Consider the following 18846-nt stretch of genomic DNA (forward strand, 5'->3'; position numbering starts at 1 on the left):
CCGCGAAAGCCTAGAGCTGACGCGGGTTTCGGTACTTCCGGGAACCTCCCGGAACTATGTATTGGTGCCCAGGGCCGGAATCGAACCGGCACGCCTTGCGGCGGGGGATTTTGAGTCCCCTGCGTCTACCAATTTCACCACCTGGGCTTGATCCTGCCCGCGCGTCAGATGCAGATTGCGCGCGGCGAAACGCGGATTATGGCGGAAAACCGGGCACCGGGCAAGCAGCCCGGCGACCGGCCGCGTCTACTACTGGCTCAGGTACACGAACCGGCCCTGCTTTACGATCCCCATCACGCTCGCGCGCTGGTCGAGTCCCACGTGATCCTTGTCGCTGGTATTGACGACGCCGTTCGGTACGACGAGCTCGTGCGCGCGTTCGAGCTCGCGGCGCAGCGCCGCGCGGAACGCGGGCGTGCCGGGTTGCGCCGCTTTCAGCGCGCGGCCGACCGCATCGGCCAAGCGCGGATACACGCCCGCCGCATCGCCCGCGAACTGCGTGACCGTGCCGGCACCGTACTTCGCCTCGTACGCATCGACGAACGCGAGCGCGGCCTGGCGGGCCGGGTGATCGGCCGGCAGCGTGCGCGCGACGACCACCGGCTGGGTCGGGAACAGCGTCCTGTCCACGTCCTTGCCACCGAGCTTGATGAATTCCGGCGTCGCGATCCCATGCGTCTGGTAGATCGGGCCCTTGTAGCCACGCTCGATCAGCGTGCGCTGTGGCAGCACGGTCGGCGTGCCGGCGCCGGCGATCAGGATCGCGTCCGGCTTCGCCGCGATCAGCTTCAGCGCCTGGCCGGTGACGCTCGCGTCGGTGCGGTTGAAGCGCTCGGTCGCGATCACGCGGATCTTGCGCAGGTCCGCGAAGCGCGTGAATTCGTTGAGCCAGCTGTCGCCGTAGCTGTCCGCGAAGCCGATGAAGCCGACCGTCTTCACGCCGTGGTTGGCCATGTAGCGGGTCATCACGTCGGCCATCGCGCGGTCGCTCTGCGCCATCTTGAACGCCCAGGTCCGCGCGCCCTCCTGCGGCTCGACGATCGAGCCGGAGCCGACCAGCGTGATCATCGGCGTCTGCGCGGCGGCCACCGCGTCGAGCGCCGCGAGCGCGGCCGGCGTGATGTTCGGGCCGACCACGACGTCGACGTGATCCTCGTCGACCAGCTTGCGGATGTTGCGTACCGCCGCGCCCGGGTCGGACGCGTCGTCGAGCACCGTGACCTGCACGGGTTGCCCGGCGATCGTCTTCGGCCACATCAGGATCGCGTTCTTGCTCGTGATGCCGATCGCGGCGGCCGGGCCGGTCGACGACAGGTCGACGCCGACCTTCAGGTCGGCATGCGCGGCCGCGCAGGCCAGCACGAGGGCGGCGCCGGCGGCGCGGCGCAACAGGGCGGGAAGCGTCATGCGGGAATCTCCATTTCCGTCGGGCAACGAAAAGGGGCGCAATGTGCGCCCCTGCGTTCATACCTGTCCGTCAAAGCTCGTACGATTCGGCTTCGCCCTTGAGCGCCTGCTCGATCAGCTTGCGGTTCAGCGTCGGCGACAGCAGTTCGACGAGCGTATATACATAACTGCGCAGGTAGGCGCCCTGCTTGAGCGCGACGCGCGTCACGTTGCTGCCGAACAGGTGGCCGACCGGAATCAGCCGCAGGCCGCGATCGCGCTCGGGATTGAACGCGATGTCGGCCATGATGCCGACGCCGAGGCCGAGTTCGACATAGGTCTTGATCACGTCGGCGTCGATCGCCTCGAGCACGATGTCCGGCGACAGCCCGCGCAGCGCGAACGCATGGTTGATCTTCTTGCGGCCCGCGAACGCGTCGTCGTAGGTGATCAGCGGATATTGAGCGAGATCGTCCAGCGTGACCGGCTTGCGTTCGAGCAGCGGATGGTCGGCCGGCACGACGGCCGCGTGGTGCCACTGGAAGCAGGGCAGCGACACGAGTTCCTTGTAGTCGGAGATCGCCTCGGTCGCGATCGCGAGATCGGCCTGATCGTGGATCACCATCTCGGCCACCTGCGTCGGGCTGCCTTGCAGGATCGACAGGTGCACCTTCGGGAAGCGCTTCTTGAACTCGGCGATCGCGGCCGGCAGCGAGTAGCGGGCCTGCGTGTGGGTCGCCGCGATGGTCAGGTTGCCCTGATCCTGTGCCGCATAATCCTTTCCGACCCTTTTCAGGCTTTCCACTTCCTGGAGAATCCGCTCGACCGACGCGAGGATGATCCGGCCCGGCTCGGTGAGCGAGCGCACGCGCTTGCCGTGCCGCGTGAAGATCTCGACGCCCAGCTCGTCCTCGAGCTCGATGATCGCCTTCGATACCCCCGGTTGCGACGTGTAGAGCGCCTTGGCGGCCTCGGTGAGGTTGAAATTCTGCCGGACGGCCTCGCGCACGAAGCGAAATTGGTGCAGGTTCATTTATAACCCTTCCGCATATCAACAGAATTTTTTAGTCGTTTGAAATATAAGGCGAGTTTATTACGATTCACCGGAGTTTTTCAAATATGGATATCTGTTTTCGTCATTAGCAATCCAGCCGGCAGCGCTTGGCGGCGGTGACGACGGAACGGAGATTCGGGCGCGACGTGGCTAGGACGTCGCGCGGTCACCACGAAAACCCTGGGGTCCCCGAATGTATCAGTACGACCAATACGACCAGACGATCGTCGACGAGCGAGTCGCGCAGTACCGCGATCAGGTGCGCCGCCGGCTGTCGGGCGAGTTGAGCGAAGACGAATTCCGTCCGCTGCGTCTGCAGAACGGCCTGTACATGCAGCGCCACGCGTACATGCACCGCATCGCGATTCCGTACGGCAACCTGCGCAGCGACCAGCTCCGGATGCTGGCGCGCATCGCCCGCGAGCACGACCGCGGCTACGGCCACTTCTCGACCCGCTCGAACATCCAGTTCAACTGGATCGAGCTCGAAGACACGCCCGAAATCCTCGCGAAGCTCGCGTCGGTGCAGATGCATGGCATCCAGACGTCGGGCAACTGCATCCGCAACATCACGGCCGACCAGTTCGCCGGCGTCGCGCAGGACGAAGAGATCGATCCGCGTCCGTGGGCCGAGATCCTGCGCCAATGGTCGACGTTCCATCCCGAATTCGCATGGCTGCCGCGCAAGTTCAAGATCGCGGTGTCGGGGTCGAAGCATGACCGCGCGGCCGTGCAGATCCACGACCTCGGCGTGTACCTGAAGAAGAACGCGCAGGGCGAGGTGGTCGCGAGCATCCTCGCGGGCGGCGGCCTCGGCCGTACGCCGATCGTCGGCGCGGTGATCAAGGAAGACCTGCCGTGGCAGCATCTGCTCACGTACTGCGAAGCCGTGCTGCGCGTGTACAACCGCTACGGCCGCCGCGACAACCTGTACAAGGCGCGGATCAAGATCCTCGTGAAGGCGTTGTCGCCCGCGAAGTTCGCGCAGCAGGTCGAGGAAGAGTGGCAGCACCTGAAGGACGGCCCGTCGACGCTCACGCAGGCCGAAATCGACCGCGTGTCGCAGTATTTCCAGCCGCCCGTCTACGAAAAGCTGCCCGACACCGACGCGTCGTTCGAACAGCACCTGCTCGAGAACAAGGCGTTCGCGCGCTGGGTCGAGCGTAACGTCGCGCCGCACAAGGTGCCGGGCTATGCGGCCGTCACGCTGTCGCTGAAGGATCACCGCGTGGCGCCGGGCGACGCGACCGACGCGCAGATGGATCTGGTGGCCGACTGGGCCGACGCGTACTCGCTGGGCGAACTGCGCGTGTCGCACGAACAGAACCTGATTCTCGCGAACGTGAAGAAGCGCGACCTGTTCACGGTGTGGGAAAAGGCGAAGGCGGCCAGCTTCGCGACGCCGAACGTGGGCCTCCTGACCGACATCATCGCGTGCCCGGGCGGCGATTTCTGCTCGCTCGCGAACGCGAAGTCGATCCCGATCGCGCTGGCGATCCAGCAGCGTTTCGACGATCTCGACTACGTGTACGACCTCGGCGACCTGTCGCTGAACATTTCCGGTTGCATGAACTCGTGCGGCCACCACCACGTCGGCAACATCGGCATCCTCGGCGTCGACAAGGACGGCGCCGAGTGGTACCAGGTGTCGCTCGGCGGCGAGCAGGGCACGGGCCGCAACGGCGCGCGTCTCGGTCGCGTGATCGGGCCGTCGTTCTCGGCGGAAGAAGTGCCGGACGTGATCGCGAAGCTGATCGATACGTTCGTCGAGGCGCGCATCGACGGCGAGCGCTTCATCGACACGTACGACCGCATCGGCATCGCACCGTTCAAGGAGCGCGTGTATGCGGCGCGCCAGGCAGTGAACGCGTAACCAACCGGGTAGAGGGAATTTGCAGATGGCTTCGATTATCAAGAACCGCGCAGTGATCGACGACGCATGGCAGGTCGTGCGCGCGGCGGAAGACGGTGCGCTGCCCGCGGTCGACGCATTGCCGGCCGGCAAGGTGCTGGTGCCGTTCGCGTTGTGGCAGGCCGAGCGCGCGGCGCTCGTCGCCGCGAAGACGAAGGACGAACTCGGCGTGTGGCTCGCGCCGGACAGCGAGCCGGCCGATCTCGTGGCCGACTTCGGCGCGATCTCGCTGATCGCGGTCGACTTCCCGCGCTTCGCGGACGGCCGCGGCTACAGCATCGCGCGCCTGCTGCGCGAACGTCATGGCTGGACCGGCGAGCTGCGCGCGATCGGCGACGTGCTGCGCGACCAGTTGCTGTACATGTCGCGTTGCGGCTTCGACGCATTCGCGGTGCGTGCCGACAAGGATATCCACGACGCGCTGAATGCGTTCACGGAATTCACGCAGCGTTACCAGGGCGCGTTCGACGAGCCGGCGCCGCTGTTCCGCCGCCGCGCTGCTGCGGCCGACACGAAGGTGAGCGCATGAGCACCGCCACCGCGCTGACGCCGGAACTCGCCGCGAAGGTCGAGCGCCTCGACGCGCTGCTGGCGCAGATCGGCGAGCGTCACGACAAGGTGAAGTTCGCGAGCAGCCTCGCCGCGGAAGATATGCTGCTCACGCACGCGATCCTGTCGAAGGGCGTGTCGATCGGCATCTTCTCGCTGAACACGGGTCGCCTGCACGCGGAGACGCTCGGCATGATCGACCGCGTGCGCGAGCGCTACGGCTACGAGATCGAGCAGTTCCATCCGCAGCAGGACGCGGTGGACCAATACGTGGCCGAGCACGGCCTGAACGCGTTCTACGAGAGCGTCGAGCTGCGCAAGTCGTGCTGCCACATCCGCAAGGTCGAGCCGCTGAACCGCGCGCTGGCCGACGTCGGCGCGTGGGTCACGGGCCAGCGCCGCGAGCAGTCGGTCACGCGCGCGGAGCTGCACGAGGAGGAACAGGACGAAGCGCGCGGGATCGCGAAGTACAACCCGCTCGCCGACTGGACGGAAGCCGACGTGTGGGCGTACCTTAACGCGTTTGACGTGCCGGTCAACCCGCTGCATGCGCGCGGCTATCCGAGCATCGGCTGCGAGCCGTGCACGCGCGCGATCCGTCCCGGCGAGGACAGCCGCGCGGGCCGCTGGTGGTGGGAGTCGCGCGACACGAAGGAATGCGGGCTGCACATCACGATCACGCCGATTCCCGCGGATGCCGAAGCCGGCGCCGCGCACTGAACGCCCGATAAGAAACTGAATATTGCGCCGCCTGCGACAGCGGGCGGCACGAACCCAGAAGAGAAGGACTGAAATCATGAGCACGACGCTCGAGCAATCCGCCTTTGCCCCGCCCACCGGCGCCGACAGCCGCATGGGCCACCTCGACTGGCTCGAAGCCGAGTCGATCCACATCCTGCGCGAACTCGTTGCCGAATGCAGCAAGCCGGCGCTGTTGTTCTCGGGCGGCAAGGATTCGGTCGTCGTGCTGCATCTGGCGCTGAAGGCGTTCGGCCTCGGCGCGAACCGCAAGACGACGCTGCCGTTCCCGCTCGTGCATATCGACACGGGCCACAACTACGAGGAAGTGATCGACTTCCGCGATCGCCGTGCACAAGAGCTCGGCGCCGAGCTGGTGGTCGGCCACGTCGAGGATTCGATCAAGCGCGGCACGGTCGTGCTGCGCCGCGAGACCGATTCGCGCAACGCCGCGCAGGCCGTCACGCTGCTCGAGACGATCGAACAGCACGGCTACACGGCGCTGATCGGCGGCGCGCGACGCGACGAAGAGAAGGCGCGTGCGAAGGAGCGCATCTTCTCGTTCCGCGACGAATTCGGCCAATGGGACCCGAAGGCGCAGCGTCCGGAACTGTGGAGCCTGTACAACGCCCGCCTGCACAAGGGCGAGCACCTGCGCGTGTTCCCGATCTCGAACTGGACCGAGCTCGACGTGTGGCAGTACATCGCGCGCGAGAACCTCGAACTGCCGTCGATCTATTACGCGCACCAGCGCGAGATCGTGCGCCGCAACGGGCTGCTCGTGCCGGTCACGCCGCTCACGCCGATGCGCGACGGCGAGACGAGCGAGCTGGCGCAGGTGCGCTTCCGCACGGTCGGCGACATCAGCTGCACGTGCCCGGTCGAGAGCGACGCGGACGACGTCGAGAAGATCATCGCCGAGACGGCGGTGACCGAGATCACCGAACGCGGCGCGACCCGGATGGACGACCAGGCCTCCGAAGCCGCGATGGAACAGCGCAAGAAGCAAGGTTATTTCTGAAGCACACGAGGACATTCACATCATGAGCATCATCGAGAACACCGAAGACCTCGGCGTGTTGCGTTTCATCACCGCGGGCAGCGTCGACGACGGCAAGAGCACGCTGATCGGCCGCCTGCTGTACGACAGCAAGGCCGTGCTGTCCGACCAATTGTCCGCGCTGTCGCGCGCGAAGAACAAGCGCACGGTCGGCGACGAGCTGGATCTCGCGCTGCTGACCGACGGCCTCGAAGCCGAGCGCGAGCAGGGCATCACGATCGACGTCGCGTACCGCTACTTCGCGACCGCGAAGCGCAAGTTCATCATCGCCGACACGCCGGGCCACGAGCAGTACACGCGCAACATGGTGACGGGCGCGTCGACCGCGCACGCGGCGATCGTGCTGATCGACGCGACGCGCATCACGGTCGAGAACGGCGTCGTGCAACTGCTGCCGCAGACCAAGCGCCACAGCGCGATCGTCAAGCTGCTCGGCCTGCAGCACGTGATCGTCGCGATCAACAAGATGGACCTCGTCGACTACAGCGAGGCGCGTTTCAACGAGATCCGTGACGCGTACGTCGCGCTCGCGAAGCAGCTCGGCCTGACCGACGTGCGCTTCGTGCCGGTGTCGGCGCTCAAGGGCGACAACATCGTCGGCGCGAGCGAGCGCATGCCGTGGTACGCGGGTGAGCCGCTCCTCGACGTGCTCGAGTCGCTGCCGGTCGAGACGCAGGCGCATGACGCGCTGCGCTTCCCGGTGCAGTGGGTCGCGCGCCAGGACGGCAGCTCGGCCGACGATTTCCGCGGCTACATGGGCCGCATCGAGTCGGGCGAAGTGAAGGTCGGCGACGCGATCGTCGTGCTGCCGTCGAACCGCACCGCGACGGTTGCCGAGATCGTCGCGCCGGTGCCGGGCGGCACCGCGGCAGTTCCGCACGCGTTCGCGGGCCAGACGGTGACGATCCGGCTCGAAGAGGATGTCGACGTGTCGCGCGGCGACATGTTCGTCACGACCGCCGAGCCGGTCGAGCCGGCCAAGAAGCTCGAGGCCGACCTGTGCTGGTTCGACGAGGCGCCGCTGTCGCCGCAGCGCAAGTACCTGCTGAAGCAGACCACCAGCACGGTGTTCGCGAAGATCGGCGCGGTCAAGCAGGTGCTCGACGTGCATACGCTTTCGCACGCGACCGACCGTCAGGAACTGAAGATGAACGACATCGGCCGCGTGGCGCTGACGCTGCAAAAGCCGATCGTCTGCGACACGTACGATGCGCACCCCGGTACGGGCGCGTTCGTGCTGATCGACGAGGCGACGCATCACACGGTCGCCGCGGGCATGATCCGCGCGTTCTCGGCGTAATCGTCAATCCGCGCGGCGGCGAAACCGGCCGCCGCGGCAGGACCTTAGCGAAGCGACAAACATGGGCAAGGTGTATCTGATCGGAGCAGGACCGGGCGCGGCGGACCTCATCACGGTGCGCGGCATGCGGCTGCTCGAACAGGCCGACGTCGTGCTGCACGACGCGCTCGTCGAGCCCGCGATGCTCGACTATGCGCCGAACGCGCGCAGGATCGCGGTCGGCAAGCGCTGCGGGCAACGCTCGACCGCGCAGCATTTCATCAACAAGCAGATCGTCGATGCGGCGCGCGAGCATGCGTGCGTCGTGCGGCTGAAGGGCGGCGATCCGATGCTGTTCGGCCGCGCGGAAGAGGAAATGCGCGCGCTGGAAGCGGCCGGCATCGACTACGAGGTCGTGCCGGGCATCACCGCGGCGCTGGCCGGCGCGGCGACGCTCAAGCGTTCGCTGACGTTGCGCGGCGTGTCGCGCAGCGTCGCGTTCGCGACGCACAGCCGTGCGCCGGGCAGCGACGAGATTCGCGAAGCCGCACGCGCCGATTCGATCGTCTACTACATGGGCCGCGACAGCGCGCCCGGCATCGCGCAGGAACTGATCGATGCGGGCCGTGCGCCGGCGACGCCGGTGGCGATCGTCGAGGCCTGCAGCACCGCGCGCGAACGCACGCTGACGCTGACGCTCGCGCAGATGGCGTCCGGCGACGCGCAGGCGTGGCTCGATCCCGCGGAACCGAGCCTGCTGATGATCGGCGATGCGTTCGCCGAACGCGCACGGCTCGCGAAAGAGGGCGACGCGTTGCGCAATGCCGCTTGAGTTGGAGGAGCAGTCCGCGCGGCACGCGATGCGGCGATGGCCCCGATAGGCGAAAAAAAAGCGCTGGCTTCTGAAGCCAGCGCTTTTTTGTTTTGGGTTTGCCGCTTCAGCTCGCCGCGTCGCTGCCGAGTTGCTCGACGCAGTAGCGCGCGACCGCGTCGAGCACGCCGTCGTCTTCGCCGACGGCCGTCGCGCAGCGGATCTCGACGCCCGGGTGCGCGGCGCGGCATGCATCGACGAGCTGCGGCAGGTCGCGGCGCACATGGCCGCCCTGGCCGAAGAACACCGGTACCACGGTGATGCGCGCACAGCCGGCCGCCACTTGCGCGGCCACGGCTTCACCGAGCGACGGCGTCATCAGTTCGAGGAACGCGAGCGACACCTGCGCGGCAGGGGAGCTGCCGCGCAGCCGCGCCGCGAGCCGCTCGAACGGCTCGGCCCAGCGCGGGTCGCGGGCGCCGTGGCCGAACAGGACGATACCGTGCGAACTCATGTGGAAGCCTCCGTCGTGACGGCGCTCAGTGCCGGTCGACCCACTTGAGCGCGAACAGGCCGAGTGCGAGATAGATGAGGCCCGGCGTCGCGGCGGTGAGCGGCGCGGGCCACGTGTTCAGCGTGCCGATGTGCGAGAACAGCGTGTTGAGCAACTGGAAGCTCATGCCGAGCATGATGCCGCCGAACACCTTCACGCCGACCACGCCCGCCCGCGTGTGCAGGTACGCGAACGGCAGCGACAGCACGAGCATCACGAACACCGCGAACGGATACAGCAGCTTGCGCCACAGCGCGATGTCGTAGCGCTGCGTGTCCTGCTGGTTCTCGCGCAAGTGCTGGATGTAGCGGAACAGGTTGATGATCGACATGCGCTCCGGCGACACGAGCAGCACCGACAGGATCTGCGGCGTCAGGTCGGAGCGCAGCCGGTATTCGGGCAGCGACACCTGCTGCGACCGGTACACGGGGTTCAGCGCATCGGCCGGCTGGCCGGTGATCGGCTTGATCGGCGTCAGCTCCGTCTCGGTGACGCCCTTCAGCAGCCAGTGGCCGGGCGGCTCGTAGCGGCCCGTCTGCGCGATCCGCACGTTCTGCAGCTGGAATTTCGAGTCGAATTCGTAGATGCGCACGTTGCTGATCGTCGAGTCGGGCGACAGGCTGCCGACGTTGACGAAGCGCGTGACCTGCTCGCCGTTCTCGCGGGCCGCGAGCGTGTCCTTGACCCACACGCCCGACTGGAAGTTCGACGACACCGAGGCGCCGAGCGCCTGCAGCCGCACGCGTTCGGACAACTGGTCGGCGTACGGGCCGACGAATTCGCCGATCAGGTAGGTGACGATCACGAGCGGCACGCCGATCTTCAGCAACGAGCGCAGCGCCTGGTTGGTCGCGAGGCCCGACACGCGGAAAATCGTGAATTCCGAGTTCGCGGCCATCTGCGCGAACACGTAGATCGCGCTGATCAGCGCGGCGACCGGGATGATCTCGTAGAAGCGCGAAGGCGTTTGCAGCGCGACGCGCAGCACCGCGTAGCCGAACTTGTAGTTGCCGTGCCCGACCGAGTTCAGCTCGCTGATCAGGTCGAAGAAGAAGAACAGACCGGAGAACGCGAACAGGATGAAGACGAACGTGATGTAGATCTGCCGCGCGAAGTATTTTTCATAGAGCCGCATCGATCATGCTCCCGAGCGGCCGAACAGCGCGCGTGTCAACAACGGACGATTGCGCACGCGCAACCAGAAAATGACCGCGACGATCGCCGCGACGACCACATGCAGGCCGACGAGGCCGACGCCGAACGACATCTTGCCCTGCTCGATCTGCGCCTGCACGACGTTCAGCAGGTTCGAGTACGTGAGGTAGATCAGCACGGCCATCACGAGGTTGATCGTGCGGCTGCGGCGCGGGTTCTGGTACGACAGCGGGATGCCGAGCACCATCAGGTTGATCGCGATCAGCGGCAGCCCCGCGCGCCACGCGAATTCCGCGAGGTTGTCGCGCGTCGGGTTGCGCAGCAGGTCGGGCGTGGGCGTGCTGTTGGTGGTCTGCACGTTGGTGACCGGCTTGCTCGTGATCTTCACGCCGTAGCGCTCGAACTCCATGATCTTGAAGTTCGGCTGGCCGGGCGTGCCGTCGTAGCGGCGGCCGTCCTCGAGGACGACGAAGCGATCGCCGTCCTTCGAGGTTTCCGTATGGCCCGTCTGCGACACGACCACGTTGACCTTGCCGTTTTCCGTCGACGTGACGAAGACGTTCTGGACCTTGCTCTGGTCCGGCGACATCTTCTCGATGAAGAACACGCGATGGTTCGCGGCCGATTCGCGGAACTGGCCCGGCGCGAGCAGCGAGATTTCGTCGCGCTGCTGGAAGCGCGCGCGGATCATCTTGCTCTGCTGGTTCGACCACGGCCAGCCGACGAACGCGAAGAAGGTGATCAGCAGGATGATCGGCGTGGCGAACACGCCGATCGGCTTGATGAGGCGCGTGAGGCTCACGCCCGACGCGAGCCACACCACCATTTCGGAGTCCCGGTACCACCGGGTCAGCACGAACAGGATCGACACGAACAGCGTGACGACGAGCATCACGGCGAGGTAGCCGATCACGGTCAGGCCGATCAGCACGAGCACGTCCCGCGGATCGATTTCGCCGGACGCGGCGTAGCCGACGATGCGAATCATCATCGTCGTGAGCATGATCGTGAGCAGCACCATGAACACGGCGCCAGCCGTATACGCAAGCTCGCGCTGGAGGGAGCGTTCGAAGATCATTCTTGATGAGAAGAGGGCGGGAGGCTGCGCACGCGTGGTGGAGCGCTCGCGCCGCCACGGGAAAAATAGCGGATAATTGCGGCTTTCATCCTTAGCCCAGATTTTATCCGAGGACAAGCGCGATGGACTTTAGCATAAAAGGCTGTGATTGGAGCAAAGGCGAGGCCAAGGGGTTCCTGACCGGGAAGTCCGACTGCATCGTGCTCGGCATCTTCGAGGCGCAGACCCTGTCGGGCGCGGCGCTCGACATCGACACGGCCACCAAGGGACTGATTTCGCGCGTGGTAAAGGCCGGCGACATGGACGGCAAGCGCGGCAAGACGCTGTTCCTGCACGAAGTATCGGGCATCGGCGCGTCGCGCGTGCTGCTCGTCGGGCTCGGCAAGCAGGATGCTTTCAATCAGAAAGCCTATAACGATGCGGCGACGGCCGCCTGGCGCGCGCTGCTGGCGACCAAGGTCGTCCAGGTCACGTTCTCGCTCGCGCAACTGCCGGTCGACGAGCGCAGCTCCGACTGGGGCGTGCGCGCCGCGATCCTCGCGCTGCGCAACGAGACCTACCGCTTCACGCAGATGAAGAGCAAGCCGGAACCGGCGTCGCACACGCTCAAGCGCGTCGTGTTCAGCGTCGACCCGGCGGACGAAAAGGCCGCGAAGGTCGCGATCAAGCAGGCCGTCGCGCTCGCGAACGGGATGGATCTCACCCGCGACCTCGGCAACCTGCCCGGCAACGTCTGCACGCCGACCTATCTCGGCAACACCGCGAAGAAGATCGCGAAGGATTGGGGCCTGAAGGCCGAGGTCCTCGGGCTCAAGCAGATCCAGGCGCTCAAGATGGGGTCGTTCCTGTCGGTGGCGCGCGCGTCGGTCGAGCCGCCGCAGTTCATCGTGCTGCACTACCAGGGCGCCGCCGCGAAGGCCGCGCCGGTCGTGCTGGTCGGCAAGGGCATCACGTTCGACACGGGCGGCATCTCGCTGAAGCCGGGCGAGGGCATGGACGAGATGAAGTACGACATGTGCGGCGCGGGCTCCGTGCTCGGCACGATCCGTGCGGTCGCCGAGATGGGCCTGAAGATCAACGTCGTCGCGATCGTGCCGACCTGCGAGAACATGCCGGGCGGCAACGCGACGAAGCCGGGCGACATCGTCACCAGCATGAAGGGCCTGACGATCGAGGTGCTGAACACCGACGCCGAAGGCCGCCTGATCCTGTGCGACGCACTCACCTATGCCGAGCGCTTCAAGCCGGCCGCCGTGATCGACGTCGCGACGCTGACGGGCGCGTGCGTGATCGCGCTGGGCGGCCACAACAGCGGGCTGTTCTCGACGAACGACGCGCTCGCGGGCGAACTGCTCGATGCGTCGCGCGAGGCGAACGACCCCGCATGGCGCATGCCGCTCGACGACGAGTACCAGGATCAGCTGAAGTCGAATTTCGCGGATCTCGCGAACATCGGCGGGCGTCCGGCCGGCGCGGTGACGGCCGCGTGCTTCCTGTCGCGCTTCACCGAGAGCTATCCGTGGGCCCACCTCGACATCGCGGGCACCGCATGGAAGGGCGGTGCCGCGAAGGGCGCGACGGGCCGTCCGGTGCCGCTGCTCGCGCAGTTCCTGATCGACCGCGCCGGCCAGTGATGGCGGGGCGGACGACGCTGCGGGTGCGCGGGCAATGACGCGGATCGATTTCCACTCGAACGTCGGCGATTCGCTCGCGTACGCGTGCCGGCTGCTGCGCAAGGCCTATCAGGCCGGGCAGCCGGTCGTCGTGCTCGCCGAGCCCGCGCGCCTGCGCGCGCTCGACGAGCGGCTCTGGACGTTCTCGCCGCTTGATTTCATCCCGCATTGCGGCGTCGACAGCGAGCACGCAGCCGGCACGCCGATCGTGCTGGCCGCCGATCTCGACCGTGCACCGCATCATCACGTGCTGCTGAACCTCGGCGCGACCGTGCCCGCGCAGTTTGCCCGCTTCGAGCGCCTGCTCGAAGTGGTCGGCAACGCGCCGGAAGAACTGGCCGCGGGCCGCGACCGCTACCGGTTCTACCGCGACCGCGGCTACGCGCTGAACAACTACAAGCAGGGCGGCTAGCCGCAACCGTCGACGGAGTGTTCCCGTGACAGAAGCCGATTCATCCTCGATCCCGACGCTGACCGACGTGCTGGTGCCGGGCAAGCCGGTGCCGGCGCGCTCGTCCGCGCCGGCTGCACCCGCGCCGCACGACAGCGCGGCCATTCCGGTGCTCACCGACGTGATCGCTCCGGGCGGCGCCGGTGCGGCGCCGGCTGATTTCCGTCAAACCGAAGCCGACCCCGAATCCGTCGTGGTCGAACCCATCCCGACGTCGCACGTGCCGACCGTCGAACTGCCGGGCGACGCGGCGACGGCCACCGCCGCGGGCGAGACCGATGCACCGGCCGAACCCGGCGCCGCGGAGCACGTGGTCGCAGAAGACGCGGCAGCGATGACGGCGCCGCTGCGCTCGGCGCTGGTCGATGACGGCCTGCCGCCGCACACGTTCGCCGCGATTGCGCGCGATGCGGCCGCGCACGCGCCCGACACGGCGATGCCGCCGGCGGACCTGCCGAGTGCAGCGCCGCAGCCGGAAGCGCAGGTCGCAGCCGGACTGACGCTGGAAGATGCGCAGCACATCGCCGAGCGGCTGCGCAATCGGCTGACGAATTATCTGACCGGGGCGGGGCGCGACGCCATCGAAGCGCGCTGTCGCGATGCGCTGCACGAGCATTCGGCCTGGCTGGTCGGCCAGGTCACGCGCGAAGTCGCACTCGCGCTGGAAACCGAGGTGATGGACTGGGTGCGCGACGCGGTCGATGAAGAGATCGCCCGCCGTCGCGTCGGTCATTCCGGCTGAACGACCGATCGTTCGCGCTGGCGAAAAAGAGGGGGCGGGTCCGGTAAGGGCCTGCGAAGGCGCCGCAGAGGTGTGGGGCGGCCAGTGTCGAGCCGCCGTCTCGCGGCGTCCTGCACGCAGCGCGGGTACACCGCGCGAGTATCCGATTCAGCGGACCGACAGCACCCACTGGGCGAGCGTGTGGGCTTCGATGCTCGTCAGTTGCGTATTGGCGGGCATCGGCACGCTGCCCCATACGCCGACGCTGCCTTTCACGATCGATTGCGCCAGATAATCGGCGGCGTCGCCGCGCGCCGCGTACTTGCCGGCGATGTCGTGGAACGACGGGCCCATCAGCGGCTTGCCGATTGCATGGCAGGCCATGCAGTTCTTGCGCTGCGCCAGCGCGAGCCCGTCGGTCTGGTCGGCACGCGCCGCCGCCGCGCTGCCGGTCAGCAGCGTGGCGAGCAGCACGCGCAATATCGTCTGTTTCATGCGGTTCTCCGCCGGCGGGGACGGCCGGCTTCATGGTCCGCGCATTATAGAAGCAAAGGGGAAGCACGTTTTGCGCGTTCCCGGCGGCCCCGTTTATCGGGGTCGCATGCCTTGCGGCTCTGCATCAACCCGTGACCGCCCCCTGGTTCGCCGGTCGGGCGAGCGCCGCGAATTTCGCGAGCACCCCGCGCGTATAGCGCGGCGCCGGCTGTCGCCACGCGGCGCGGCGCCGGGCGAGTTCCGCCTCGTCGACGTTCAGTTGCAGCAGCAGCCGGTGAGCGTCGATCGTGATCGAATCGCCTTCCTGCACCAGCGCGATCGTGCCGCCGACGAACGCTTCCGGCGCGACGTGGCCGACCACCATGCCCCAGGTGCCGCCCGAGAAGCGTCCGTCCGTGATGAAGCCGACCGATTCGCCGAGTCCCTTGCCGATGATCGCGGAAGTCGGCGCGAGCATTTCCGGCATGCCGGGGCCGCCCTGCGGGCCGAGGTAGCGCAGCACGAGGATGTCGCCCGCGCGAATCCGGTCGCCGAGGATCGCGTCCATCGCGCTCTGTTCGTCGTCGAACACGCGCGCCGGGCCCGTGATCACCGGGTTCTTCAGGCCGGTGATCTTCGCGACCGCGCCGTCTTCCGCGAGATTGCCCTTCAGGATCGCCAGATGGCCTTCCTTGTACAGTGCGCGCTCGATCGGGAAGATCACGTGCTGGTCCGCGCGCGGCACGGCCGGCACGTCCTTCAGCTCGTCGGCGATCGTGCGGCCGGTGATCGTCATGCAGTCGCCGTGCAGCAGCCCCGCATCGAGCAGGATCTTCAGCACCTGCGGAATTCCGCCGGCCCGGTGCAGGTCGGTCGCGACGTACTGTCCGGACGGCTTCAGGTCGCAGATCACCGGCACGCGTTTGCGAATGCGCTCGAAGTCGTCGATCGTCCAGTCGACTTCGGCCGCGTGCGCGATCGCGAGATAGTGCAGCACCGCGTTGGTCGAGCCGCCGGTGGCCATGATCACCGACACCGCGTTCTCGATCGATTCCTTCGTGATGATGTCGCGCGGCTTCAGGTCGCGCTTCACCGCCTCGACCAGCACGCGTGCCGATTCGGCGGCCGAATCGACTTTCTCCTGGTCCGGGTTCGCCATCGTCGACGAATACAGCAGCGACATCCCGAGCGCCTCGAACGACGAACTCATCGTGTTCGCGGTGTACATGCCGCCGCACGAACCCGACGTCGGACACGCGTTCTTCTCGACGCCTTCGAAGTCTTCCTGCGACATCCGGCCCGCGGTGAATTCGCCGACGGCCTCGAACGACGACACGATCGTCAGGTCGCGGCCCTTCCAGTTGCCCGGGCGGATCGTGCCGCCGTACACGTAGATGCCCGGCACGTTCAGGCGCGCGAGCGCGATCATGCCGCCGGGCATGTTCTTGTCGCAGCCGCCGACCACCACCACGCCGTCCATCCACTGGCCCTGCACGCAGGTCTCGATGCAGTCGGCGATCACTTCGCGCGACACGAGCGAGTACTTCATCCCTTCGGTGCCCATCGACATGCCGTCGGAAATCGTCGGCGTGCCGAAGATCTGCGGGTTCGCGCCGGCCGCCTTCACGGCATCCACGGCCGCGTCCGACAGGCGCTGCAGGCCGGAATTGCACGGCGTGATGGTCGAATGGCCGTTCGCGATGCCGGTCATCGGCTTGTCGAAATCGTCCTTCTGGTAGCCGAGGGCGTAATACATCGAGCGGTTCGGCGAACGGGCCACGCCTTGCGTGATGTTCTTAGAGCGACGGTTGTACGACATGGGGAGCTCCATCGTTGTTTTGGCGACGCCGGCGCGAACGGTGCGCCGGATGGATCAACCAAGCATGGAGTTTCCGTTATCGGATGTCCAATATATTATTTGTCGCTTATTAAGTCGTTTTGCGAATGAGTCGAGCATGGCCTATCCTACCCCCGACCTGCGCCAGTGGCGCTATTTCGTCACCGTCGCCGACGAGCGACATTTCGGTCGCGCGGCCGAGCGCCTGTCGATGACGCAGCCGCCGCTGTCGCAGGCGATCCGCGCGCTGGAGGACGCGCTCGGCGTCGCGCTGTTCGTGCGCACCAAGCGCTCGGTCGCGCTGACGGCGGTCGGTGCGGCGCTGCTGCCGGACGTGCGCCGGCTGCTCGCGTCGGCCGATGCGCTGCCGCCGCTCGCGCGGCGGCTCGCGCGCGGCGAGGCCGGCTCGCTGTCGCTCGCGTTCGTGTCGACCGCCGACTATGGGCTGCTGCCGTCGTTGCTGCGCGCGTTCGGCGCGCGCTATCCGCAGGTGCGGCTGCAGCTCTCGGAAGCGACGAGCGACGTGCAGATCGACGAACTCGTCGCCGGGCGCATCGACGCCGGGCTCGTGATTCCGCCCGTGCCGCCGCGTCACGCGGCCGGACTGTCGTACCTGCCCGTCGTGCGCGAGCCGCTGGTGGTCGCGATGCCGGCCGGGGCATCCGACGCGCCGGAGGACGAGCCCGTGCAGCTCGCCGAGGTCGCCGCGTTGCCGCTCGTGATCTTCCCGCGTCGTTTGGCGCCCGGCTTTTATGACATCATTACGGGCTGCTATGGCGCGGCGGGGGAAACCCCGCACATCGGCCAGGAGGCGATCCAGATGCAGACGATCGTCAGCCTCGTGTCGGCCGGCATGGGCGTCGCACTGGTGCCGCAATCGCTGCGTAACCTGCGGCGCACCGGCGTGGTCTACCGGCCGCTCGCCGGCCATGCGCCGGTCGTCGAGACGGGCCTCGTGTGGCGCGCCGGCGACGTGAGCCCCGTGCTCGCCGGCTTCATCGACGTCGTGCGCGCGCAAGGTCTTGCCGCGTGACGTGAACGATGGCGCGCGCGCCCCGTCCAACGCGCGGTGCCGCACATGTGCGACGGCCGTACCGTATTCGAAAACTTCTTCGCTAACCCATGATCATTCACCCGAATTTCGACCCCGTTGCGATCCATCTCGGGCCGCTGGCCGTGCGCTGGTATGGCCTCATGTATCTCGTCGGCTTCATCGCGGCGATCGTCGTCGGCCGGATCCGCCTGAAGCTGCCGTACGTGGCGGCGCAGGGCTGGACCGCGAAGGACATCGACGACATGATGTTCTACGGCGTGCTCGGCACCGTGCTCGGCGGCCGGCTCGGCTACGTGCTGTTCTACAAGGCCGATTTCTATTTCTCGCATCCGCTCGACGTGTTCAAGGTGTGGGAAGGCGGCATGTCGTTTCACGGCGGCTTCCTCGGCGTGACGCTCGCGATGATGCTGTTCGCGTGGCAGCGCAAGCGGCACTGGCTGCAGGTCACCGATTTCGTCGCGCCGATGGTGCCGTTGGGACTCGCGGCCGGGCGGCTCGGCAACTTCATCAACGGCGAACTGTGGGGCCGCGTGACCGATCCGACGGCGCCGTGGGCGATGCTGTTCCCGGGCGCGATGCGCGACGATGCGGCATGGCTGCCGAAACATCCGGAACTCGTCGAGAAGTGGCATCTCGCCGACGTGTTCATGCAATACCAGATGCTGCCGCGCCATCCTTCGCAGCTCTATGAAATCGCGCTCGAGGGTATCGCGCTGTTCTTCGTGCTGTTCCTGTTCGCGCGCAAGCCGCGGCCGATGGGTGCGATATCCGCGCTGTTCCTGATCGGCTATGGCCTCGCGCGTTTCACGGTCGAGTTCGCGCGCGAGCCCGACGACTTCCTCGGCCTGCTCGCGCTCGGCCTGTCGATGGGGCAGTGGCTGTCGCTGCCGATGATCCTCGCCGGTATCGCGATGATGGTCTGGGCGTATCGGCGTCGCGTGGCGAATGCGGCTGCTTGAAGTGGCTACATGAAGTGGCCGCATGACGCAGTATCGATGCACGCGCGCTTGGCGCGCGCATCGGTTACCCCGATGCACATGAAAACGCCGGCCCTCGGGCCG

18 protein-coding genes and 1 tRNA gene are annotated in these 18846 nt (G+C 67.0%); 11 read left to right on the top strand and 8 right to left on the bottom strand.

Going from position 1 to position 18846, the window contains the following annotated elements:
• Positions 1-62 precede the first annotated feature (62 nt).
• From HWX07_RS24375 to HWX07_RS24385, 3 genes are all read right to left on the bottom strand, one after another.
• A tRNA-Leu gene (locus tag HWX07_RS24375) sits at positions 63-147 on the bottom strand.
• A gap of 102 nt (positions 148-249) precedes the next feature.
• Positions 250-1407, bottom strand: a complete 1158-nt coding sequence (locus HWX07_RS24380) for an ABC transporter substrate-binding protein (protein WP_175877957.1) — start codon at positions 1405-1407, stop codon at positions 250-252.
• Positions 1408-1477: 70 nt separating this feature from the next.
• Complete coding sequence (locus tag HWX07_RS24385; RefSeq protein ID WP_006478072.1) at positions 1478-2419, bottom strand: CysB family HTH-type transcriptional regulator; 942 nt, start codon at positions 2417-2419, stop codon at positions 1478-1480.
• Positions 2420-2633: 214 nt separating this feature from the next.
• On the opposite strand from HWX07_RS24385, the gene HWX07_RS24390 reads away from it, so the two are divergent.
• From HWX07_RS24390 to cobA, 6 genes are all read left to right on the top strand, one after another.
• On the top strand, positions 2634-4313 hold the full coding sequence (locus HWX07_RS24390; protein WP_175877958.1) for a nitrite/sulfite reductase: 1680 nt from the start codon (positions 2634-2636) through the stop codon (positions 4311-4313).
• A 25-nt stretch (positions 4314-4338) separates the two neighbouring features.
• Positions 4339-4881: a DUF934 domain-containing protein gene (locus HWX07_RS24395; protein WP_175877959.1), complete on the top strand. Its 543-nt coding sequence runs from the start codon at positions 4339-4341 to the stop codon at positions 4879-4881.
• Complete coding sequence (locus tag HWX07_RS24400; protein WP_175877960.1) at positions 4878-5621, top strand: phosphoadenylyl-sulfate reductase; 744 nt, start codon at positions 4878-4880, stop codon at positions 5619-5621. Before HWX07_RS24395 ends, HWX07_RS24400 begins: the two co-directional genes overlap by 4 nt.
• A 76-nt stretch (positions 5622-5697) precedes the next feature.
• Complete coding sequence (gene cysD, locus HWX07_RS24405) at positions 5698-6660, top strand: sulfate adenylyltransferase subunit CysD (protein WP_006478076.1); 963 nt, start codon at positions 5698-5700, stop codon at positions 6658-6660.
• Positions 6661-6682: 22 nt separating this feature from the next.
• Positions 6683-7999, top strand: a complete 1317-nt coding sequence (locus tag HWX07_RS24410) for a sulfate adenylyltransferase subunit 1 (protein ID WP_011545985.1) — start codon at positions 6683-6685, stop codon at positions 7997-7999.
• Positions 8000-8060: 61 nt separating this feature from the next.
• On the top strand, positions 8061-8810 hold the full coding sequence (cobA, locus tag HWX07_RS24415; protein ID WP_175877961.1) for a uroporphyrinogen-III C-methyltransferase: 750 nt from the start codon (positions 8061-8063) through the stop codon (positions 8808-8810).
• Positions 8811-8916: 106 nt separating this feature from the next.
• On the opposite strand, the gene HWX07_RS24420 is transcribed toward cobA, so the two are convergent.
• From HWX07_RS24420 to lptF, 3 genes are read right to left on the bottom strand one after another with little or no spacing between them, the layout of a single operon-like run.
• Complete coding sequence (locus HWX07_RS24420; RefSeq protein ID WP_175877962.1) at positions 8917-9303, bottom strand: CbiX/SirB N-terminal domain-containing protein; 387 nt, start codon at positions 9301-9303, stop codon at positions 8917-8919.
• Positions 9304-9328: 25 nt separating this feature from the next.
• On the bottom strand, positions 9329-10477 hold the full coding sequence (gene lptG / locus HWX07_RS24425) for an LPS export ABC transporter permease LptG (protein ID WP_011694364.1): 1149 nt from the start codon (positions 10475-10477) through the stop codon (positions 9329-9331).
• A gap of 3 nt (positions 10478-10480) precedes the next feature.
• Positions 10481-11575, bottom strand: a complete 1095-nt coding sequence (gene lptF, locus HWX07_RS24430; RefSeq protein ID WP_175877963.1) for an LPS export ABC transporter permease LptF — start codon at positions 11573-11575, stop codon at positions 10481-10483.
• Positions 11576-11697: 122 nt separating this feature from the next.
• Between lptF and HWX07_RS24435 the strand changes: the two genes are divergently transcribed.
• Genes HWX07_RS24435 through HWX07_RS24445 form a run of 3 tightly spaced genes read left to right on the top strand, consistent with a single transcriptional unit; the run spans position 11698 to position 14441 of the window.
• Entirely contained in the window at positions 11698-13209 is a 1512-nt protein-coding gene (locus tag HWX07_RS24435) for a leucyl aminopeptidase (protein ID WP_175877964.1), read from the top strand.
• A gap of 34 nt (positions 13210-13243) precedes the next feature.
• Positions 13244-13660, top strand: coding sequence for a DNA polymerase III subunit chi (locus HWX07_RS24440; RefSeq protein ID WP_006478083.1), 417 nt, complete (start codon positions 13244-13246; stop codon positions 13658-13660).
• Between the two features lie 25 nt (positions 13661-13685).
• A complete protein-coding gene (locus HWX07_RS24445; protein ID WP_175877965.1) occupies positions 13686-14441 on the top strand; it encodes a DUF2486 family protein in 756 nt (251 codons plus the stop codon).
• 147 nt (positions 14442-14588) lie between these two features.
• Here the strand turns inward: HWX07_RS24445 and HWX07_RS24450 are convergent, their stop codons facing one another.
• Both HWX07_RS24450 and ilvD read right to left on the bottom strand, forming a co-directional pair.
• Positions 14589-14915, bottom strand: coding sequence for a c-type cytochrome (locus HWX07_RS24450; protein ID WP_006478085.1), 327 nt, complete (start codon positions 14913-14915; stop codon positions 14589-14591).
• Positions 14916-15039: 124 nt separating this feature from the next.
• Positions 15040-16713 (bottom strand): dihydroxy-acid dehydratase, encoded by a 1674-nt coding sequence (gene ilvD, locus HWX07_RS24455; RefSeq protein WP_175877966.1) that lies wholly within the window; start codon positions 16711-16713, stop codon positions 15040-15042.
• Positions 16714-16849: 136 nt separating this feature from the next.
• On the opposite strand from ilvD, the gene HWX07_RS24460 reads away from it, so the two are divergent.
• Both HWX07_RS24460 and lgt read left to right on the top strand, forming a co-directional pair.
• Positions 16850-17764: a LysR substrate-binding domain-containing protein gene (locus HWX07_RS24460; protein WP_175877967.1), complete on the top strand. Its 915-nt coding sequence runs from the start codon at positions 16850-16852 to the stop codon at positions 17762-17764.
• A gap of 89 nt (positions 17765-17853) precedes the next feature.
• Positions 17854-18744, top strand: a complete 891-nt coding sequence (lgt, locus tag HWX07_RS24465; RefSeq protein WP_175877968.1) for a prolipoprotein diacylglyceryl transferase — start codon at positions 17854-17856, stop codon at positions 18742-18744.
• The last annotated feature ends 102 nt before the right edge of the window (positions 18745-18846 follow it).

Origin of the sequence: Burkholderia sp. BCC0097 (assembly GCF_902832985.1) — a bacterium.
GTDB classification, from domain to species: domain Bacteria; phylum Pseudomonadota; class Gammaproteobacteria; order Burkholderiales; family Burkholderiaceae; genus Burkholderia; species Burkholderia orbicola.